Source organism: Streptomyces tauricus, assembly GCF_014650955.1.
GTDB classification, from domain to species: domain Bacteria; phylum Actinomycetota; class Actinomycetes; order Streptomycetales; family Streptomycetaceae; genus Streptomyces; species Streptomyces tauricus.
Window position 1 is genome coordinate 124,054 of the sequence record NZ_BMVY01000009.1, and the last position, 18,895, is coordinate 142,948.

The window sequence follows — 18,895 nt, forward strand, 5'->3', positions numbered from 1 at the left end:
TCGCACGAACCGCCTGTCCGCGAGGGCGGCGAGCCCCACGCGGGGAAGGTCCCTGGCCGGTACGGCCGCGTCTCGCGCGGCTCAGCCGCGGGGATGACGCAAACGCGCCGAGACCCATCGGGCCCGGCGCCTCAGAATGTGCGGGATTCCCAGCCGGGGGTCCGTGCCCTGCAATTGCGGGGCGCCCCTCCGGTGGGAACTCAGCCCGCCGATCGAGCGGCGGTTGCGTGCTGCGTCACTGTAGTCGTGCGTCCAGCCCATACACCGACGTCTGCCCCAGCCCCAAGGTCGATAACCGCCCCCACGCCCCCCAATTGGCCTATGCGTGAGGCAATTGGCGTTCGTAGAACAGACGTTCCTGGGGCCCGTGTGACGCACGGGGCGACAGCCTGCGATCGGACCCCCTTGAGAGGCCGCCCGAGGCGCCGTCCGTGGGCTGACCGAGAGGCGGGCCGAGGCCGCCTCAGCGGTCCGGCTCGGGGTCCTTCAGCCAGTTCACCAACTCGGTGGAGAACGCCACCGGATCCTCCTCGTGCGGGAAGTGCCCGAGCCCGTCGAACAGCCGCCAGCGGTACGGCGCTTCGACATACTCCCCGGACCCCGCCGCACTCCGTGTGCGCATCACCGGGTCGAGCGATCCGTGCAGATGCAGCGTCGGCACCCGCACCGGCCGCTTCATGCGCCGGTTGAACTGGATGCCGTCGGGACGGGCCATCGAGCGGACCATCCACCGGTAGGGCTCGACCGAGCAGTGCGCGGTCGAGGGGATGAGCATCGCCCGCCGGTACGCGTCCACGACGTCGTCCTCCGGCAGCCGCGGCCCCGACCAGTCCCGGATCAGCCGGCCGACCAGCGCGCCCTCGTCGGCGATCAGTTGGCGCTCCGGGACCCAGGGCCGCTGAAAGCCCCAGACGTACGAACCGGCCGCGGTCTGCTTCATGTCCGAGAGCATCGCCGAGCGCCAGCGCCGGGGATGGGGCATCGAGGAGACCACGAGCCTGCGCACCAGCTTGGGACGCATCACGGCCGCCGTCCACGCCAGATAGCCGCCGAGGTCATGGCCGACCAGCGCGGCGTCGGGCTCACCGAGGGACCGTACGACCCCGGTGATGTCGAGCGCGAGGTTCGCGGGGTCGTAGCCGCGCGGGGTGCGGTCGCTGCCGCCGACGCCCCGCAGGTCCATGGCGACCGCGCGGAAGCCCGCGTCGGCGAGCGCCACCAGCTGATGCCGCCAGGCCCACCAGAACTGCGGGAAGCCGTGCAGCAGCAGGACCAGCGGCCCGTCACCCGTCTCGGCGATGTGGAAGCGCGCCCCGTTCGCGGCGACGTCCCGGTGGATCACCTCTTTCGCGCCGGGCACGTCGAGCCGTACGACAGAGGTGGGTTGCGCCGAGGATGAATGCCCCGCGGAGGCCGAGGATGGTTGCCCCGCAGGGAGGGAGGAGCCCGTCATGAGGACGAGCGTGTCACAGCCTCGACCCCGTCACCGACCCCGTCACCGACCCGGTACACGGTGGTCACCTCACGGGGGTGCGGCTTCACGTTCTGCAGTACGGCCGCCGACTCCTTGACCGAGGCCGCCGTCTTCTGCGGGCCCTTGCCCTTCTTGGCCTTCTTCGCGAAGACCACACCGATCAGTGCGAGGACCGCGGCCACCAGCACGTTCGCGGCGAACGACAGCAGGAAGCAGACGGCCATGTTCCAGCCGCTCCAGGTGCGGATGCCGTAGGCCAGGGCGAAGCTCAGCATCGGCAGGGAGAAGATCAGTACCGCGCCGGCCGCGCTGAACGCGCCGCCGCCGACCGCCCCGCGCTTGACGTCCCGCTTGAGCTGGGCCTTCGCCAGTGCGATCTCGTCGTGCACCAGCGCGGACATCTCGGTCGTCGCCGAGGCGAACAGCTGGCCGATGCTGCGTTCGGCGCCGACCGGGCTGCCGTCGGGTGCGCTCATCGCGTTCTCCCTGTTGTCTTGGTTGTCGTGTCGCCGTTGTCTTGGCTGTGCCGTGGCCGTCCGTACGGTCCGGCCGGTGGTTTCGGACCGTCAGGTCCGGGCCGTACGTTTCGGACCGTGTGTGTCAGATCATGCCGGACCGTCGTGCCCCACGCCTGCCCCGCCCGTCACTTCGGCAAGCCTTCGGTGCTCGGCGGCCTTGCGCTCGTAGATCTCGGCCATGCGCAGGTGGTAGGCCGGATCGTCCTGCTCGTACACGTCGGGGACGCCCGAGAGGTCCTCGTCGCGCTCCTCGGCCTCCCACAGCTTGCGGTACCTGGCGTTGCGCAGCTTCAGCAGCACGCCCGACAGGACGGTCGCGATCAGCGAGCCCGTCAGGACGGCTGCCTTGACGCCGTCGCTGAGCGCCGGGTCGTCCGCGAAGGCGAGTTCGCCGATGAGCAGCGACACGGTGAAGCCGATGCCCGCGAGGGAGGCCACCGCGAAGACGTCCGGCCAGGCGAGGTCGTCGGAGAGCGACGCACTGGTGAAGCGGGCCGTCAGCCACGTACCGCCGAAGATCCCGACCGCCTTGCCGACCACGAGACCGAGGACGACCCCGAGTGTCTCCGGCTGGGTGAACACCTCGCCGAGCGCGCCGCCCGACACCGCTACCCCGGCGCTGAAAAGGGCGAACAGCGGTACGGCGAGGCCCGACGACAGGGGGCGTACGAGATGTTCGACCTGTTCGCCCGGTGAGTGCTCCTCGCCCTCGTCCACGCGGGGGGTGCAGCGCAGCATCAGGCCCATCGCGACGCCGGCGACGGTGGCGTGGATGCCGCTGTTGTACATCAGGCCCCACACGACCAGCGCGAGCGGCACGTACACGTACCAGCCGCGTACGCCCTTCCTGAGCAGCAGCCAGAAGACGGCGAGGCCCACGACGGCGCCGCCGAGCGCGGCGAAGTCCAGGTCATCGGTGAAGAAGACCGCGATGATCAGGATCGCGAAGAGGTCGTCGACGACGGCGAGCGTGAGCAGGAAGGCGCGCAGGGCGCTCGGCAGCGACGTACCGAGGACGGCGAGGACGGCGAGCGCGAAGGCGATGTCCGTCGCGGTGGGTACGGCCCAGCCGGCGAGCGAGCCGCCGCCGGTGACGCCGACCAGGGTGTAGACCAGCGCGGGCATCACCATCCCGCAGAGCGCGGCGACCACGGGGAGCGCGGCGGCCCGTGGGTCCCTGAGGTCACCCGCGACCAGTTCGCGCTTGAGCTCGATGCCAGCGACGAAGAAGAAGACCGCGAGGAGTCCGTCGGCGGCCCAGTGCTCGACGGAGAGGTTCAGACCGAGCGCGGCGGGCCCGAGGTGGAAGTCGCGGACGGACTCGTAACTCTCCCGGACGGGGGTGTTCGCCCAGATCAGCGCGGCGACGGCGGCGACGAGCAGGAGGACGCCGCCGACCGTCTCGGTGCGCAGCGCGTCCGCGACGAAGGTCCGCTCGGGCAGCGAGAGGCGTCCCAGGACCTTGCGGTCCTTGTCACGGCCTTCGCGTTCCTGGGCGGCCTGGCGGTTGTCGCTGTCGCCTGGCGTGGGGGAGGGGGTGGGCGCGGACACGGGTCGACCTCCGGTCGGTGGGCAGGGCGGAGCACATGCCGACCAGACTTCCCGGCGCACCTATGGAAACTCCGGGCTCGTTCGGAGCTCGGACGTTGTGTTGTCGTGTGGTTACGTGTCGCAGCCTACCCGCGATGGAAAAGGGGCACCCGGCGAGTCCGCCGCCGGGTGCCCCTTCGGAGCCCGCGCCCGTACGGGACCTGGGTCCGCGCCCGTACGGGATCTGCCTCAGTCCTCGCTGGACGCCGCGGGGAGCTTCGTCTGGATGAGGTCCATGACGGTGGAGTCGGTCAGCGTGGTGACGTCACCCAGCTGGCGGTTCTCCGCGACATCGCGCAGCAGCCGGCGCATGATCTTGCCGGAGCGGGTCTTGGGCAGCTCGGCCACCGGAAGGATCCGCTTCGGTTTGGCGATCGGGCCGAGGGTCTTGCCGACGTGGTCGCGCAGCTCGCCGACGAGGGTCTCGGTCTCCGACGCGGAACCGCGCAGGATCACGAAGGCCACGATCGCCTGTCCGGTCGTCTCGTCGGCCGCGCCCACGACCGCCGCCTCGGCGACCGACGGGTGCGAGACGAGCGCCGACTCGACCTCGGTGGTCGAGATGTTGTGCCCGGACACGAGCATCACGTCGTCCACCCGGCCGAGCAGCCAGATGTCGCCGTCGTCGTCCTTCTTGGCACCGTCGCCCGCGAAGTACTTGCCCTTGAAACGCGACCAGTAGGTGTCGATGTACCGCTGGTCGTCGCCCCAGATGGTGCGCAGCATCGACGGCCACGGCTCGGTCAGGACGAGGTAACCGCCGCCGCCGTCGGGGACCTCCCGCGCCTCGTCGTCGACGACCGTCGCCGAGATGCCCGGCAGCGCCCGCTGCGCGGAGCCCGGCTTGGTCTCGGTGACGCCCGGCAGCGGCGAGATCATCATGGCGCCGGTCTCGGTCTGCCACCAGGTGTCCACGATCGGGGTGCGGTCTGCGCCGATGTGCTTGCGGTACCAGATCCACGCCTCGGGGTTGATCGGCTCGCCGACCGACCCGAGGACCCGCAGGCTCGACAGGTCGAACTTCGCGGGGATGTCGTCGCCCCACTTCATGAACGTACGGATGGCTGTGGGGGCCGTGTAGAGGATCGTCACGCCGTACTTCTGGATGATCTCCCAGAAGCGCCCCTGGTGCGGGGTGTCGGGCGTGCCCTCGTACATCACCTGGGTCGCGCCGTTCGCCAGCGGTCCGTACGTGATGTACGAGTGCCCGGTGACCCAGCCGATGTCGGCGGTGCACCAGTAGACGTCGGTCTCCGGCTTGAGGTCGAAGACGGCGTGGTGCGTGTACGCGGCCTGGGTGAGGTAGCCGCCGGAGGTGTGCAGGATGCCCTTGGGCTTACCCGTCGTCCCCGAGGTGTAGAGGATGAACAGCGGGTGCTCGGCGTCGAACGCCTCGGGCGTGTGCTCCGCGGACTGCTTCTGCGTGATCTCGTGCCACCACACGTCGCGGCCCTCGGTCCACGCGACGTCCTGGCCCGTACGACGCACGACGAGGACTTTGGCCACGCCGTCGACCCGGGAGACCGCCTCGTCGACGGCCGGCTTGAGCGCGGCGGGCTTGCCGCGGCGGTAGCCGCCGTCCGAGGTGATGACCAGCTTGGCGTCGGCGTCCTGGATGCGGGTGGCGATGGCGTCGGCGGAGAAGCCGCCGAAGACGACCGAGTGCGCGGCGCCGATGCGGGCGCAGGCCAGCATCGAGATGACGGCCTCGGGGATCATCGGCAGGTAGACGGCGACCCGGTCGCCCTTCTCGACGCCCAGCTCGGTGAGGGCGTTGGCCGCCCTGGAGACCTCGTCCTTCAGCTCGGCGTAGGTGATGGCGCGGCTGTCGCCGGGCTCGCCCTCGAAGTGGATGGCGACCCGGTCGCCGTGGCCGGCCTCGACATGGCGGTCCACGCAGTTGTAGGCGACGTTGAGCTTGCCGTCCTGGAACCACTTCGCGAACGGGGGGTTCGACCAGTCCAGGGTCTCGGTCGGCTCGGTGGCCCAGGTCAGCCGGCGGGCCTGCTCGGCCCAGAAGCCGAGCCTGTCAGCCTTGGCCTGCTCGTACGCCTCCGCGGTGACGTTGGCGTGTCCGGCCAGGTCGGCGGGCGGCGCGAACCTGCGTTCTTCCTTGAGCAGGTTGGAGAGTGAGGACGGCTCGCTCATGCTTTCCCCTCCTCGCTCAGCAGGTTGGCCAGGCTTTCGTTGCTCACGACATCTCCCTTGCGGTGCTGTGCCAGGGGCGCCCGTTGTGTCCCAGGCCACAGCTCATCAGACGCAAGCCCCTGGTGACAAGGGCCGTCCGGGAATTGGTTTAGACCTGTGTGCCGGATCATGGACGCTGGATCCTGTGTGCGGGTGGCCTGCCCGCGGACACGGGCGGCCACACGTTCTCACGGACGGGGGAAGGGAGCGGTTCAGGCCGGGGTGCCGCCCGGACGCGGTGGTTCAGGCCGAAGCGCGGCGCCCGGGCGCGGTGGGGCAAGCCGAAGGGGCGCCCGGGCTCGGTGGGTCAGGCCGCGGTGGTTCAGGCCTGGGTGTCGTACAGGGCCGTCGCCGCGACCCGGTCGAAGAGCTCTCCCTCCTCCTCGTCGCGGGGGGCGGCCGCCGTGAGGAGGTAGGCCTGGGCCTCGCCCACGTGGAAGTACATCCCGTGCAGTTCGAGCACACCCTCCTCCAGTGCGCGGGCCACGGACTCGTAGGCCCGCAGATGCTCCAGCTGCTGCACGACGTTGGTGAGACAGAGTTGCTCGGTGGCGTCGGCGGGCGCCCGTCCGGCGATCCGGGTCCAGGGCCGGTCCTCGGCGGTCATGCGCTCCACGCTCGGCAGTCCGTGCCGCAGCCACCGCTTCAACGGTGTCCGGGCGCCTCCCGGTTCGGTGTTCATCAGCGCCTGCATCGCCCCGCATCCGGAGTGCCCGCACACGGTGATGGACCGCACCCGCAGCACCTCCACCGCGTACTCGATCGCGGCGGCCACCGAGTCGTCGCCGCTCTCCTCACCGGGCGGCGGCACGAGATTGCCGACATTGCGTACGACGAAGAGGTCGCCGGGGCCGCTGGAAGTGATCATCGATGTGACCAGCCGGGAGTCGGCACACGTCAGGAAGAGCTGTGAGGGCTGCTGCCCCTCCCGGGCGAGCCGGGCCAGCTCGCCGCGCACCAGGGGTGCGGTGTTGCGCTGGAACGTGCTGATGCCGCTGGCCAGTTGGTGCCCGCTGCGGTGCCCGCCGGGCGGCGGTGTCTCGGGGCTCTCGCAGTGGTGGTTGCGCCAGGGCGTCCAGGGACGGCAGTGGCAGTGTGACGACTGCCCGTCGTCGTCCTTGACGTGCGGTTCCGCGAGCCGCGCTCCGGTGCGCCCGGTCAGCTCGACGGAGCCGCCGTGGCTGGTGTGCGCGCTCTGCCAGTCGTGCAGCGACTCGTACGCCGCGTGGTCCATGAAGGAGCCGTCTAGCTCGATCACGGCATCGGCCCCCGGCGGCACCAGATGCAGGGCCCGGCTGAGCCGGGGCACGGCGAGGAACGTCAACTGCCCGCGCACGCGCACGTGGTGGACGCCGTCCGGGCCCACCGAGCGGGTGATCCGCGTCCGGGTGAGGCGGTGCAGGGCGACGCCGACGGCCATGGCGATCCCGAGGGTGACGCCCTCAAGGACTCCGAGGACGACGACGGCGAGGGTGGTGACGGCGTACACCAGCACCTCTCGGTGGCGGGTGACCGTGCGGATGTGGTGCAGGGACACCATCTGGATGCCGACGGCCATCACCAGGGCGGCCAGTGCCGCGAGGGGGATCAGCTCCAGGAACGGGACCATCAGCAGCGCGGCCACCGTGATCCAGACGCCGTGCAGCATCGTGGAGTTCCGGCTGAGGGCGCCGGCCTGGACGTTCGCCGAGGTCCGTACGGCCACGCCCGCGACGGGGAGCCCGCCGAGGGTGCCGGAGACGATGTTGGCGGCGCCCTGTCCGAGCAGCTCGCGGTCGAGGTCGGAACGCCCCTGCTGAGCCGGCCGTCTGGCCGTGAGCTTGTCCACGGCGACGGCACCCAGGAGCGACTGGACACTGCACACCAGCGTGGTGGTGAGCACGGCGGCGACGATTCCGAGTGCCGGACCCTCGGGCAGTCCGGCCAGCGCGTGACTGCGCCAGGACGGCAGATCGACCTTGGGGAGGGTGAGCCCGGCGAGGGCGGCCGTCGTGGTGGCCGCGGCGACGGCGACGAGCGCGGCCGGGACGGTACGCAGCATCCGCCCCACGCGCCCGGGGACGCGAGGCCAGGCCAGCAGCACGGTCAGTGTCAGGGCGCTCATCGACAGCGCTGCCACCTGGAGGTGCGACAACTGGGCGGGCAGCGCCCGGATGTTGTCGACGACCGAGCTGCTGGGGGAGCCGCCGAGCACGATGTGCAACTGGGCGACGGCGATGGTGATGCCGATGCCGGCCAGCATGCCGTGCACGATCGCGGGGCTGACGGCGAGTGCGGAGCGGGCCACCCGCAGGAAGCCCAGGCCGAGCTGGACCAGTCCGGCGAGGACGGTGATGGCGCAGGTCGTACGCCATCCGTACTTCTGGATGAGATCGGCGGTGACCACGGTGAGCCCCGCGGCGGGGCCGCTCACCTGGAGAGGTGAGCCACCGAGTCGGCCGGCCACGAGTCCGCCCGCGGCGGCGGCCACGAGCCCCGCCTGCAGCGGTGCTCCGGTGGCGAGGGCGATGCCCAAAGACAGGGGCAGGGCGATCAGGAAGACGGCGACCGAGGCCGACAGGTCGGCGGCCGCGATCCGGGGGAGCCGAGGGGGCCTCGGCAGGCGGAGGATCCGTGGGATCCGGGCGGTGTCGCGGCAGGGCGGGGACGGGCTGTGCGGCCGCCCCTCGTCCGGGGTGTGCGAAGAGTCGTCGGTGCGAGTGGGGACGAAGGCAGTCATGGTTCCCGTCTCCTCCGGGGCTACGCGGTCGCTTGGGGGCGCGGCCGTGGGTCACGGCGTACAGCGGCGGGATTTAACAACGCTCGGTAAATGAATCGTAATGGAGAGTAAAGGACGTGTCAGGAAAAATAGCGCAAATGGTCCAACGCTTCATTCCGGAGAGTGATTAGTCATTTTGATCGGCTTGTCGCACCACCTCCTTTCGGGACCCCTGCGATCTTGGCCTCGCCGTCTGTTTTGTCCCGATTGAAGGAAGAAGGTGGGCGGAGCATGGCCGCCACTCAGAGGTTCACCAAGAGCGTCGCCGTCATCGCGGTCTGTGCCGCGGCGCTCGCCGGATGCGGGATCGGCGACACCGGAGCCGAAAAAGGCGCACAGGGCGAGGGGGCCCACGGTGAGAAGGCGCACGGCGAGGGTGCGCACGGGGCCAGGAAGGGCGTGGGTGCTCCGGCGCCGAAGAACGCGGTCCGGCTGATCGGCGACGGCTCCACCGCGTTCACCGGCGCGCAGCCGCGTCTGCCCCGGGCCGAGCGGCTGAAGCCCGGGCAGCGGCCGCCGCAGTTCGTGGTCTTCTCCTGGGACGGGGCGGGCGAGGACAGCCAGAAGCTCTTCTCGCACTTCCGCAAGGTGGCCAAGGACAACCGGGCGACCATGACGTACTTCCTCAGCGGCGTGTACATGCTCCCGGAGGGCAAGCGCGATCTGTACCGGCCGCCGCAGCACTCGCCCGGGCGCTCCGACATCGGCTTCAACGACGAGCAGGGCATCCGGGACACCGTGAAGCAGCTGCGCGGCGCCTGGCTCGAAGGCAGTGAGATCGGTACGCACTTCAACGGCCACTTCTGCGGCAGCGGCGGCGGAGTGGGTGAGTGGTCGGTCGCCGAGTGGAAGGACGAGATCGCCCAGGCCAAGTCCTTCGTCAAGTCCTGGAAGACCAACACCGGTACGGCGAAGGGCTCACCGCTGCCCTTCGACTACGACAAGGAACTCATCGGCGCCCGCACGCCCTGCCTGGAGGGGCAGAAGAACTTCACGCGGGCCGCCCGCGAGCTCGGCTTCCGCTACGACACCAGTGGCGTCAACGACCAGGTCTGGCCCAGGAAGAAGGCGGGCCTGTGGGATCTTTCGATGCAGCTCGTCCCGGTCCCGGGCCGCGGGTTCGAGACGCTGACCATGGACTACAACTTCATGGTCAACCAGTCGGGCACCACCTCCCAGGGCGATCCCGACAAGCACGAGTACTGGGGCGACCAGATGCGTGACGGCCTGCTCAAGGGCTTCTCCCGGGCCTACCGGGGCAACCGCGCGCCCCTGATCATCGGCAACCACTTCGAGTCCTGGAACGGCGGCACGTACATGCGGGCCATCGAGGAGACCATCGAGCGCGTCTGTACCAAGCGCGAGGTGCGGTGTGTCTCCTTCCGGCAGCTCGCCGACTGGCTCGACGCCCAGGACCCCAAGACCCTCGACAAGCTCCGCACGCTCAAGGTGGGCCAGGCTCCGAAGCAGGACTGGGCGTCGTTCCTGTCCGACCGGCCGGCCCCGGCGCCGAAGGGAGTGCCGGGCGCCCCGGCGGTCAAGCCGTAGCGCCCGGGCCGCGTGCGGCTCACGCCGTGGCGGCCTCGGCCTCCCTCAGGACGAAGGCGGGGTCGACCTGGGCGGCCAGGTCGGCACCCGTGCGCTCATTGCCCCACGACTGCGCGTTCTTCAGATGGAAGTGGACCATCTGCCGTGTGTAGCGCTCCCAGTCGCGCTGCCCGTAGGTCGCGTCGGCGGCCGCCTGGAGGGCGCTCAGCGCACGGCGGTTGCCGTCCTCCAGCTGCTCGAACCGGGGCGGACGGCCCTTCTCCATGGCGCGTACCCAGTCCGAGTGGCCGACTGTCAGCAGCAGGTCGTCGCCGACCTCGCCCCTGAGGAAGTCGATGTCGTCCTGGCCCTGCACCTTGTTGCCCACGACCTTCAGGGTGACGCCGAAGTCGCGCGCGTACTCCTTGTACTGCCGGTAGACCGAGATGCCCTTACGGGTGGGCTCCGCGACGAGGAACGTGATGTCGAAGCGCGTGAACATGCCGGACGCGAAGGAGTCCGAGCCTGCCGTCATGTCCACCACCACGTACTCACCGGGGCCGTCGACGAGGTGGTTCAGACAGAGCTCCACCGCGCCGGTCTTGGAGTGGTAGCAGGCCACCCCCAGGTCGGCCTCGGTGAAGGGGCCGGTGACCATCAGACGAACGGCCCCGCCGTCGAGTTCCACCGGCCGCGCGCAGGCCTCGTACACCGGATTGTCCTCGCGCACCCGCAGGAGCCGGGAGCCCTCGCCGGGCGGGGTGGTCTTGATCATCGTCTCGGCGGAGGTGATACGCGGGTTGGAGCCGCGCAGGTACTCCTTGATGAGGCTCAGGCGGTCGCCCATGGCGGGCAGGCTCTGCGCCTCGGTGTCGGTGAGGCCGAGTGCCGGGCCGAGGTGCTGGTTGATGTCGGCGTCCACCGCGACGACCGGCGACCCGGTCGTCGCGAGGTGACGGACGAAGAGCGAGGACAGGGTGGTCTTGCCACTGCCACCCTTCCCAACGAAAGCAATTTTCATGTTCATGTAGCGTAGTGGTCCCGCCGGCCCGGAGGGCTCCGGGACGTGAAGAAGACCACTCGTTCGTGGGGTGCGGGCCGGGGGTGCGTAGGGTCGTACTCATGAGTACGACAGGAGCGGGTGCGACAGGTGCGAACGCCGACCCCCTCGCGGCGCTTGGCTCGCTGCCCGGTGTGGCGGAATCCGTGGAGTCCGTGCGCAAGGCCGTGGACCGGGTCTACGGGCACCGCATCATGCGGCGCCGCAGCAACGAGATCACCGGAGAGGCGGCGCTGCGGGGCTCCCGTGGATCCGCGGCGCTGTCCGGCGCGGACTGGGCCCTGGAAGAGGTACGCCGAAGGGCCGACTTCAGTGGGGACGACCAGGCCAGGGTGGTGGGCGCGGCTCTGCGGCTGACCGCCGAGTCGGGCGAACTCCTGTCCATCTGGCGCCAGTCGCCCCTGAGGGTGCTGGCGAGGCTGCACCTGGTCGCCGCCGCCGACAACGGGGACGCGGTCGGACGTCCACGTCGGGACGGGGAGCCCGCCACGGAGACCCCGGCGGCGGGCGCCGCGGGGCCGCCGCTGATCGGGCTTCCGCTGCCGGACGCCGCCGAGGTCGAGGGCCGGCTCGACGGACTGGCGCGGCTGGTCATCGCGGGGAGTTCGGCGCCCGCCCTGGTGACCGCCGCCGTGGTGCACGGCGAACTGCTCGCGCTGCGCCCCTTCGGCTCCCACAACGGCCTGGTCGCGCGCGCGGCCGAACGGATCGTCCTCATCGGCAGCGGTCTCGACCCCAAGTCGGTCTGCCCGCCGGAGGTCGGCCACGCGGAACTCGGCCGCGCCGCCTACGCCGCCGCTCTCGACGGCTATGCCTCGGGCACTCCGGACGGGATGGCGGCCTGGATCGCGCACTGCGGCAAGGCGGTCGAACTCGGCGCCAGGGAGTCGACGGCCGTGTGCGAGGCGCTGCAGCGGGGCGCGGCATAAGTACCTGCACAGGGTTGCGGCGGTACGGGTTCCCGTACCGCCGCTGGCATGTTCACCGGGTTACCAAGCGTCCTCGGAGTGTTGCCCATCAGGTCGGGAACTGTTGCCCGTCGCCTGGTGCGGCTGGCCCGTAATCGACGGGTCGACGTCGCGTGGGTGCCCGGTGTTCATGCGCGGTCCGTGGGGCCTCGGTTGCGTTTGAAGGTGATCCTTTCGGATGTCCTTGGTCTCGCGGGCCGTTAATCCCTTTGTACTCCTGGTCCAAGGCAAGCGGAACCCCTCGCTGTACTTCTTTACTTTTGGGATCAAAAGCGAGCGAATCGGGCGGTCGACTCGTAGGGACGGACAAGGAGTGGGCAAGAAGGGGCCCACAGGAGGCGAGGGGGCTGGAGTGACGCCTCCTGGGCGGGGTCAGCTCACCGTCGCGCGGCGCCTGCTGGCGTACCAGACGAGTCCCGCGGTGGCCGCCGCCGCCCCTATGGCCGCCGCCGCGACGATGGCCGGCCGGGGCGTCACGGACAGCCGCTGCTTGAGGCGCACCGGGTGGTTGAAGTCGAGGATGGGCCACGCGCGCGCGAGGGCCTCGCGGCGCAGCGCGCGGTCCGGGTTCACCGCGTGGGGGTGGCCGACCGCCGAGAGCATCGGGATGTCGGTCGCCGAGTCGCTGTACGCGTAGCAGCGCGACAGGTCGTATCCCTCGGACGCGGCCAGCTCCTTGACGGCCTCGGCCTTCGTGGGGCCGTACGCGTAGTACTCCACCTCGCCCGTGAAGCAGCCGTCGTCGCCGACGACCATGCGGGTGGCCACCACCCGGTCGGCTCCCAGGAGTTCGCCGATCGGCTCGACGACCTCCGCGCCGGACGTGGAGACGATCACGACGTCGCGGCCGGCGGTGTGGTGCTCCTCGATGAGGGAGGCGGCCTCGTCGTAGATGATCGGGTCGATCAGGTCGTGCAGGGTCTCGGCGACGATCTCCTTGACCTGCTGGACGTTCCAGCCGCGGCACAGCGCGGACAGGTACTCGCGCATCCGCTCCATCTGGTCGTGGTCGGCGCCGCCCGCGAGGAACACGAACTGGGCATATGCGGTACGCAACACCGCGCGGCGGTTGATCAGACCGCCTTGGTAGAACGACTTGCTGAAGGTGAGCGTGCTCGACTTCGCAATGACCGTCTTGTCCAGGTCAAAGAAGGCCGCTGTACGAGGCAAGGAGTGGTTTTCCACGGGTTGAGCATATGCGCCCGCCATTCGGGCTAGTGTGGGACGTGTGGGTTTGCCTGAGAGAGCTCTCGGGTACACCATGGAAGTCACGGATCGTTCGCGACCGTGCTAACCCGGTTTGGCTCCTCCCCCCCCGAGTCAAACCGTGGGGACGACCCCCGCTCTCCCCCCCGGCGGGGGTCGTCGCATGTCCGGACGGGTTTTCCCGTCCGTTGTTGAGAGCGCCGGGTCCCGCACTGCGGGGCCCGGCGTTTCTCTGTCTCCGCACAGGATTCGTCACTGTGTGTAGCTGTGCTGTCGCGCCAAGGAAGTCGTACAACGCTCACCGGTTTGGGTGAAGGCGATATTCACAGGCGCCGAGTTGTCCACAGTTATCGACCAAGATCCACACGATTTCCGGCTTCGCTGCACCGTGATTCCAGCGCGTACCGCTTGCGGAAGTTCATGGCCGGTTCCGTTTGTTCGGCGGCTATGGCCGGTTCGTATCGGCGGTTCATATGGAGGGCCGGTTGACGGCTCTCGCGCTGGGCGGGAATCGCGGGGCCGCAGAGGTTCCGCGGGGGAGCAGCGAAGGGGGCTGGAGAGCGTGGCGGGAGCCATCACACACGGCCGGCCGTCGGCCGCCGAGGGGCGGCAGGGCGGACCGTTGATCGTCACCGAGGACGTGGATCTGCTGGACGACCTGCTGCGGCTGTGCGCCGCGGCCGGCGCCCGGCCCGAAGTCCACCACGGCGTGCCGGAGCGCGGCGGCGGCTGGGACACGGCACCGCTGGTGCTCGTCGGCGACGACGCCGCGCGCCGGGTGCGCGGCGCCGCACGCAGACGAGGCGTCGTGCTGGTGGGTCGGGATCAGGACGATCCCGGGGTCTGGAGAAGGGCTGTGGAGATCGGTGCCGACCATGTGCTGATGCTGCCGGATGGCGAACAATGGTTGGTCGACCGCATCGCCGACGTGGCCGAGGGGGTCGGACCGCCCGCCCTCACCGTCGGCGTGATCGGCGGTCGCGGAGGCGCCGGATCGTCCACGCTCGCCTGCGCGCTCGCCGTCACCTCGGCGCGCCAGGGCGCCCGCACCCTCCTTGTCGACGCGGACCCCCTGGGCGGCGGACTCGACGTACTCCTCGGCGGCGAATCCGTCGAGGGACTGCGCTGGCCTGCCTTCGCCGCCTCGCACGGACGCGTCGGCGGCGAAGCCCTGGAGGAGTCGCTGCCCGCACTGCACGCCCTGCGGGTCCTCAGCTGGGACCGCGGCGACTGCGTCACCGTGGCGCCCGAGGCCGTCCGCGCGGTCCTGGCCGCCGCCCGGCGGCGCGGCGGGGTGGTGGTCGTGGACCTGCCGCGCCGGATCGACGAAGGGGTCGTGGAGGCCCTCGCCCAGATCGACCTCGGGGTGCTCGTGGTTCCGGCCGAGCTGCGCGCCGTCGCGGCGGCCGGACGGGTGGCGTCCGCGGTCGGCATGGTCCTGAGGGACCTGCGCGTCGCGGTCCGCGGACCGTACGCGCCGGGTCTGGACGACCGGGAGGTCGCCCGGCTCCTCGGACTGCCCCTGCTGGGCGAGGTGCCCACGGAGCCGGGGCTGTCGGCGGCCCAGGAGCGGGGCGCCCCACCCGGCGGAGACGGCCGAGGCCCGCTCGCCCGCTTCTGCTCGTCGTTCTGGGCGCGGGCCGCGATCGCCGGAGGGGGCGTATGAACGGGGGTACGGGGCTGCGTGGTGGTTCTCCGGTGCGCGCGGGGCGGGAGGCGCGGGAGGTGCGGCCGGGGGGTCGGTTGTCGGGCGGGCGACCGGGCGCGGATTCACTCGTGGGCGGGCAGCCGGGCGGCGTGATCGCCCGGCGGGAGGCGCGGCCGGGGAGTCGGCTGTCGGGCGGAAGTCCGGGCATGGGTCCGTTCGCGGGCGGTCGTCCCGGTGCGGGTCCGTTCGGGGGCGGGCAGCCGCGCGGCGGCGTGAGCGCCGACACGGGGTTGCTGGACGGGGTCCGGCAGTGGCTGGCGGAGAGCGGGGGCGAAGCGACCCCCGCGCGCGTGGCGCAGGCTCTGCGGGAGCAGGGGCGGGTGCTCGGGGACGCCGAGGTCCTCGGCGCGGCCGAGCGGTTGCGGTCGGAACTGGTCGGCAGCGGCCCGCTGGAACCACTGCTCGACGATCCCTCGGTGACCGATGTGCTGGTCTCGGCGCCCGACCGGGTGTGGGTGGACCGTGGCGGCGGCCTGGAGCTGACCGCCGTGTCCTTCCCGGACGCGGCGGCCGTACGACGGCTCGCACAGCGGCTCGCGGCCGTGGCCGGGCGGCGGCTGGACGACGCCCACCCCTGGGTGGACGCCAGGCTTCCCGACGGCACCCGGCTGCACGCGGTGCTGCCACCGATCGCCGTCGGCTCGACCTGCCTGTCCCTGCGGGTGGTACGGCCGAGGGCGTTCACGCTCGCCGAACTGGTGGCCGCCGGGACGGTACCGCCGGGCGGGGACCGGCTGCTGCGCGCGTTGCTCGACGCGAGGCTGTCGTTCCTGATCAGCGGCGGGACGGGCAGTGGCAAGACGACTTTGCTGAGCGCGCTTCTCGGCCTCGTCGGGCCAGGTGAGCGGATCGTGCTCGCCGAGGACTCGGCGGAGCTGCGCCCCGACCACCCCCATGTCGTACGGCTGGAATCCAGACCGCCCAACCAGGAGGGCGCGGGACTCGTCACGCTCCAGGATCTGGTGCGCCAGGCGCTGCGCATGCGACCGGATCGCCTGGTGGTCGGTGAGGTCCGGGGCCCCGAAGTGGTCGCGCTGCTGGCCGCGTTGAACACGGGGCACGAAGGCGGCTGCGGGACCGTGCACGCCAACGCCGCCTCGGGGGTGCCGGCTCGCCTGGAGGCGCTGGGAACGGCCGCCGGGCTCGACCGGGCCGCCCTGCACAGCCAGGTGGCGGCGGCGCTGTCGGTGGTGCTCCATCTCGTACGCGACCGGGCCGGACGGCGGCGGATCGCCGAGGTGCACGTGCTGGAGAGGGATCCGGCAGGGCTGGTCGTGACGGTGCCCGCGCTGCGCTGGGGCGCGGAGGCCTTCAGGTACGAGCGCGGATGGAAACGGCTGCGAGAACTGCTCGGCGGCCCGGGTGACCTGGGTGGTGTGGGAGATGCGCTGGGCGTGGGTGACGTGCGTGGCACCGGTGGCATGAGCGAACGGAGGGGTGGGCTGTGACGGGGGTCGGCGGGATGTCGGTGGTGGCGGCGACGGTGTGTGCCGGGGCGGCGCTCTGGCTGACGGGCGGGCCGGGGCACGGGGCGCGGCGGGCGCGGCTGGTGTGTGCGGGTGGCGGGGCGGCCGGGACCGGGCCACCATCACCGCCGTCGTCGCCGTGGAAGCGGGCGCTGCGGACGGGCGAACGGCTTCGGCGGCTGCACGGGACGCGGGGCGAGTGGTGGGCACTGGTCGCCGGGGCGGTGGTCGGACTCCTGGGAGCGTCCGTGGTGCCGGTCGTCCTCGGGGCGTTCGGAGTCCCGCTGGTAAGGAGGGTTCGGCGGGCCGGAGCGGCGCGCCGGGCCCGGGAGCGGCGGGCAGCGGCGGTGATCGCGCTGTGCGGGGCGCTCGCGGGGGAGGTCAGGGCCGGACGGCAGCCGGGCGAGGCGCTGCTGGGCGCCGCCCGGGACTCGGGAGGGCTCGGAGACGTCCAGGCGTCGGTACTGGCGGCCGCGAGATTCGGAGGGGATGTGCCGGGCGCGCTCACCGAGGCGGCCCGGCGGCCCGGGGCCGAAGGACTGCTGGGGCTCGCCGCGTGCTGGCGTGTCGCCGTGGACCGGGGCGCGGGTCTCGCGGCCGGGCTCGACCGACTCGAAGGGGCGCTGCGCGCGGAGCGGGACCAGCGTGCGGACTTGCGGGCCCAGTTGGCGGGCGCCCGGTCGACGGCGGTACTGCTCGCGGGGTTGCCGGCGCTCGGGCTGCTCCTGGGCACCGCGCTCGGCGCCGACCCGCTGCACGTCGTGCTGCACACCGGGGCGGGACTCGGCTGTCTGCTGGTCGGCGGGGTTCTGGAGGGCGTCGGCCTGTGGTGGGCGCTGCGGATCGTACGGGGAGCGGAGGACGGATGAGTGCGGAGGTTGTCCACAGGCTGGGGGCGGCGGTGTGCGTGGCGGTGGGACTGTGGGCGCTCGCCCGGTCCCTGGGAGCGGCACGGCGGAAGCGGAGGGTCCGCGGGCGGTTCGAGGCGCTCCTGACGATCCTGGCCGACGAACGCGAACCGGCTGTGGAGGCCGCCTCCTTCGCACGGCGCTCGCAACTGCGTGACGCGGTACGGCGATGGCTGCCGGTGATCGGCGCCCTGAGCGCCTGCTGGGTGTTCGTCGGGGGTGCGACCGGGGTCCTGGTGGGGCTGGTGGCCGCGTTCGGGATGTGGAGGTGGCAGCGCAGACCGGTGCCGACGGAGGAGTTCGACGCGGTACGGGCCGCGCGGCAACTGCCCCTTGCCGCCGATCTGCTGGCCGCCTGCATCGCGGCGGGCGCGAGCCCCGTCATGGCCGCCCGGGCGGTGGGGGACGCGCTGGAGGGGCCTGTGGGGGCACGGCTGGCGCGGGGAGCGGCCGAGGTGCGACTCGGCGGTGAACCGGCGGAGGCCTGGCGCGCGCTGGCCGCGTTGCCCGGGGCCCGGGGACTGGCCCGCCTGCTGGAACGGGCCGGTGAGTCGGGAGTACCGGCGGCGGTACCGGTCGCGCGCCTCGCCGCCGAGGCCCGCGCGGAACGGGGGCGCGCCGCCACGGCTCGGGCGCGACGCGCGGGCGTCCTGATCACCGCTCCCGTCGGGCTGTGCTTCCTGCCCGCGTTCATCGCGATCGGCGTACTGCCGGTAGTGCTCGGGCTGGCGAGCGGGGTGCTGGGTGGGGGTGATGGGTGACGGGAGGGGTGCTGGGTGACGGGCGAAACCACGAGTGAGCGAGGTCGACGGCTCCACAGGTCGACGGTGAACGGTCAACGGAACAGAGCTGTACGGGGGTTCGGATGGGCAAGGCAGTGCGGGTACGGGTGCGTGTACGGGCGTGGGCGTGGGTTCTGGAGGGGTGGGACCGGGTGTGTCGGGCAGGGCTGGCAAGGCCGGGGCGGAGGGACGCCGGGATGGTCACCTCCGAGTACGCGATGGGGCTGATCGCGGCGGTGGGGTTCGCCGCGCTGCTCTACGAGGTGCTGACCAGCGGGCAGGTGCGCGGGGCTCTGCAGGACATCGTCGGGCGGGCGCTCAGTGGGGAGTTCTGAGGCGAGGGCGCGCGAGGACCGCGGTTTCGTGACGGCGGAGGCGGCTGTGGTGCTGCCGGTGCTGGTCGCGTTCACGATGGCGCTGGTCTGGGCGTTGCTGGCCGCTGCCGCGCTGATCCAGTGCGTGGACGCGGCCCGGGCGGGCGCTCGCGCGGCGGCCCGGCAGGAACCGCCGGGCACGGTGACGGAGACCGCCCGGCAGGCGGCGCCGAGTGGCGCCAGGATCTCCGTCCGACGCGAAGGCGACCTCGTACACGTCCGGGTCCAGGCCGAGACCCCCGGCCCGGACGCGCTGGCCCTCGACCTCACACAGGAGGCAACTGCCCTGGCGGAGGAGACGGTGGGGGCGGTGCGGTGAGAACGGCGGGGGTGGTGGGAGTGACAGAGACGGCGAGGGCGCCGAGAAGG

The 18,895-nt window shown here is 71.7% G+C and carries 16 protein-coding genes; 8 read left to right on the plus strand and 8 right to left on the minus strand.

Going from position 1 to position 18,895, the window contains the following annotated elements; all coding sequences use genetic code 11:
- Nucleotides 1-81 precede the first annotated feature (81 nt).
- The 6 genes from IE278_RS42285 to IE278_RS16960 all read right to left on the minus strand — a co-directional run bounded on the left by IE278_RS42285 (nucleotide 82) and on the right by IE278_RS16960 (nucleotide 8,488).
- On the minus strand, nucleotides 82-261 hold the full coding sequence (locus tag IE278_RS42285) for a hypothetical protein (RefSeq protein WP_107018148.1): 180 nt from the start codon (nucleotides 259-261) through the stop codon (nucleotides 82-84).
- A 202-nt stretch (nucleotides 262-463) separates the two neighbouring features.
- Nucleotides 464-1,453: an alpha/beta fold hydrolase gene (locus IE278_RS16940; RefSeq protein WP_189773151.1), complete on the minus strand. Its 990-nt coding sequence runs from the start codon at nucleotides 1,451-1,453 to the stop codon at nucleotides 464-466.
- A complete protein-coding gene (locus tag IE278_RS16945; protein ID WP_189773152.1) occupies nucleotides 1,450-1,950 on the minus strand; it encodes a phage holin family protein in 501 nt (166 codons plus the stop codon). The genes IE278_RS16940 and IE278_RS16945 overlap by 4 nt, the downstream gene beginning before the upstream one ends.
- A gap of 129 nt (nucleotides 1,951-2,079) precedes the next feature.
- The gene (gene nhaA / locus IE278_RS16950) at nucleotides 2,080-3,543 is read right to left on the minus strand and encodes a Na+/H+ antiporter NhaA (RefSeq protein WP_189773153.1); all 1,464 of its coding nucleotides are present in this window, start codon (nucleotides 3,541-3,543) and stop codon (nucleotides 2,080-2,082) included.
- Between the two features lie 228 nt (nucleotides 3,544-3,771).
- Nucleotides 3,772-5,730: an acetate--CoA ligase gene (gene acs, locus IE278_RS16955; protein ID WP_189773154.1), complete on the minus strand. Its 1,959-nt coding sequence runs from the start codon at nucleotides 5,728-5,730 to the stop codon at nucleotides 3,772-3,774.
- Between the two features lie 361 nt (nucleotides 5,731-6,091).
- Entirely contained in the window at nucleotides 6,092-8,488 is a 2,397-nt protein-coding gene (locus IE278_RS16960; RefSeq protein WP_189773155.1) for a bifunctional SulP family inorganic anion transporter/carbonic anhydrase, read from the minus strand.
- Nucleotides 8,489-8,758: 270 nt separating this feature from the next.
- Between IE278_RS16960 and IE278_RS16965 the strand changes: the two genes are divergently transcribed.
- The gene (locus IE278_RS16965) at nucleotides 8,759-10,075 is read left to right on the plus strand and encodes a polysaccharide deacetylase family protein (RefSeq protein ID WP_189773156.1); all 1,317 of its coding nucleotides are present in this window, start codon (nucleotides 8,759-8,761) and stop codon (nucleotides 10,073-10,075) included.
- Nucleotides 10,076-10,094: 19 nt separating this feature from the next.
- Here the strand turns inward: IE278_RS16965 and IE278_RS16970 are convergent, their stop codons facing one another.
- Nucleotides 10,095-11,081: an ATP-binding protein gene (locus IE278_RS16970; protein ID WP_189773158.1), complete on the minus strand. Its 987-nt coding sequence runs from the start codon at nucleotides 11,079-11,081 to the stop codon at nucleotides 10,095-10,097.
- 95 nt (nucleotides 11,082-11,176) lie between these two features.
- Between IE278_RS16970 and IE278_RS16975 the strand changes: the two genes are divergently transcribed.
- Nucleotides 11,177-12,043, plus strand: a complete 867-nt coding sequence (locus IE278_RS16975; RefSeq protein WP_189773159.1) for a Fic family protein — start codon at nucleotides 11,177-11,179, stop codon at nucleotides 12,041-12,043.
- A gap of 411 nt (nucleotides 12,044-12,454) precedes the next feature.
- On the opposite strand, the gene IE278_RS16980 is transcribed toward IE278_RS16975, so the two are convergent.
- A complete protein-coding gene (locus tag IE278_RS16980) occupies nucleotides 12,455-13,291 on the minus strand; it encodes an HAD family hydrolase (RefSeq protein ID WP_189773161.1) in 837 nt (278 codons plus the stop codon).
- Between the two features lie 559 nt (nucleotides 13,292-13,850).
- Between IE278_RS16980 and ssd the strand changes: the two genes are divergently transcribed.
- The 6 genes from ssd to IE278_RS17010 all read left to right on the plus strand — a co-directional run bounded on the left by ssd (nucleotide 13,851) and on the right by IE278_RS17010 (nucleotide 18,845).
- Nucleotides 13,851-14,954, plus strand: coding sequence for a septum site-determining protein Ssd (ssd, locus tag IE278_RS16985; RefSeq protein WP_189773163.1), 1,104 nt, complete (start codon nucleotides 13,851-13,853; stop codon nucleotides 14,952-14,954).
- A 188-nt stretch (nucleotides 14,955-15,142) separates the two neighbouring features.
- A complete protein-coding gene (locus tag IE278_RS16990) occupies nucleotides 15,143-16,444 on the plus strand; it encodes a TadA family conjugal transfer-associated ATPase (RefSeq protein ID WP_373312009.1) in 1,302 nt (433 codons plus the stop codon).
- 14 nt (nucleotides 16,445-16,458) lie between these two features.
- Nucleotides 16,459-17,331: a type II secretion system F family protein gene (locus IE278_RS16995; protein ID WP_189773336.1), complete on the plus strand. Its 873-nt coding sequence runs from the start codon at nucleotides 16,459-16,461 to the stop codon at nucleotides 17,329-17,331.
- Entirely contained in the window at nucleotides 17,328-18,131 is an 804-nt protein-coding gene (locus IE278_RS17000) for a type II secretion system F family protein (protein ID WP_189773165.1), read from the plus strand. The genes IE278_RS16995 and IE278_RS17000 overlap by 4 nt, the downstream gene beginning before the upstream one ends.
- A gap of 104 nt (nucleotides 18,132-18,235) precedes the next feature.
- Complete coding sequence (locus tag IE278_RS17005; protein ID WP_189773167.1) at nucleotides 18,236-18,487, plus strand: DUF4244 domain-containing protein; 252 nt, start codon at nucleotides 18,236-18,238, stop codon at nucleotides 18,485-18,487.
- Complete coding sequence (locus IE278_RS17010; protein WP_189773169.1) at nucleotides 18,474-18,845, plus strand: TadE family type IV pilus minor pilin; 372 nt, start codon at nucleotides 18,474-18,476, stop codon at nucleotides 18,843-18,845. The genes IE278_RS17005 and IE278_RS17010 overlap by 14 nt, the downstream gene beginning before the upstream one ends.
- Nucleotides 18,846-18,895: the final 50 nt, after the last annotated feature.

Bases quoted from the DNA above. Each gene is read 5' to 3' on its own strand.
- IE278_RS17005 (WP_189773167.1), top strand. From the start codon at position 18,236: ATGGGCAAGGCAGTGCGGGTACGGGTGCGTGTACGGGCGTGGGCGTGG.
- IE278_RS16980 (WP_189773161.1), bottom strand. From the start codon at position 13,291: ATGGCGGGCGCATATGCTCAACCCGTGGAAAACCACTCCTTGCCTCGT.
- IE278_RS17000 (WP_189773165.1), top strand. From the start codon at position 17,328: ATGAGTGCGGAGGTTGTCCACAGGCTGGGGGCGGCGGTGTGCGTGGCG.
- IE278_RS16965 (WP_189773156.1), top strand. From the start codon at position 8,759: ATGGCCGCCACTCAGAGGTTCACCAAGAGCGTCGCCGTCATCGCGGTC.
- IE278_RS16990 (WP_373312009.1), top strand. From the start codon at position 15,143: ATGGGTCCGTTCGCGGGCGGTCGTCCCGGTGCGGGTCCGTTCGGGGGC.
- IE278_RS16945 (WP_189773152.1), bottom strand. From the start codon at position 1,950: ATGAGCGCACCCGACGGCAGCCCGGTCGGCGCCGAACGCAGCATCGGC.
- IE278_RS16975 (WP_189773159.1), top strand. From the start codon at position 11,177: ATGAGTACGACAGGAGCGGGTGCGACAGGTGCGAACGCCGACCCCCTC.
- IE278_RS16970 (WP_189773158.1), bottom strand. From the start codon at position 11,081: ATGAACATGAAAATTGCTTTCGTTGGGAAGGGTGGCAGTGGCAAGACC.
- IE278_RS42285 (WP_107018148.1), bottom strand. From the start codon at position 261: ATGGGCTGGACGCACGACTACAGTGACGCAGCACGCAACCGCCGCTCG.
- IE278_RS16960 (WP_189773155.1), bottom strand. From the start codon at position 8,488: ATGACTGCCTTCGTCCCCACTCGCACCGACGACTCTTCGCACACCCCG.
- acs (WP_189773154.1), bottom strand. From the start codon at position 5,730: ATGAGCGAGCCGTCCTCACTCTCCAACCTGCTCAAGGAAGAACGCAGG.
- IE278_RS16995 (WP_189773336.1), top strand. From the start codon at position 16,459: ATGTCGGTGGTGGCGGCGACGGTGTGTGCCGGGGCGGCGCTCTGGCTG.
- IE278_RS16940 (WP_189773151.1), bottom strand. From the start codon at position 1,453: ATGACGGGCTCCTCCCTCCCTGCGGGGCAACCATCCTCGGCCTCCGCG.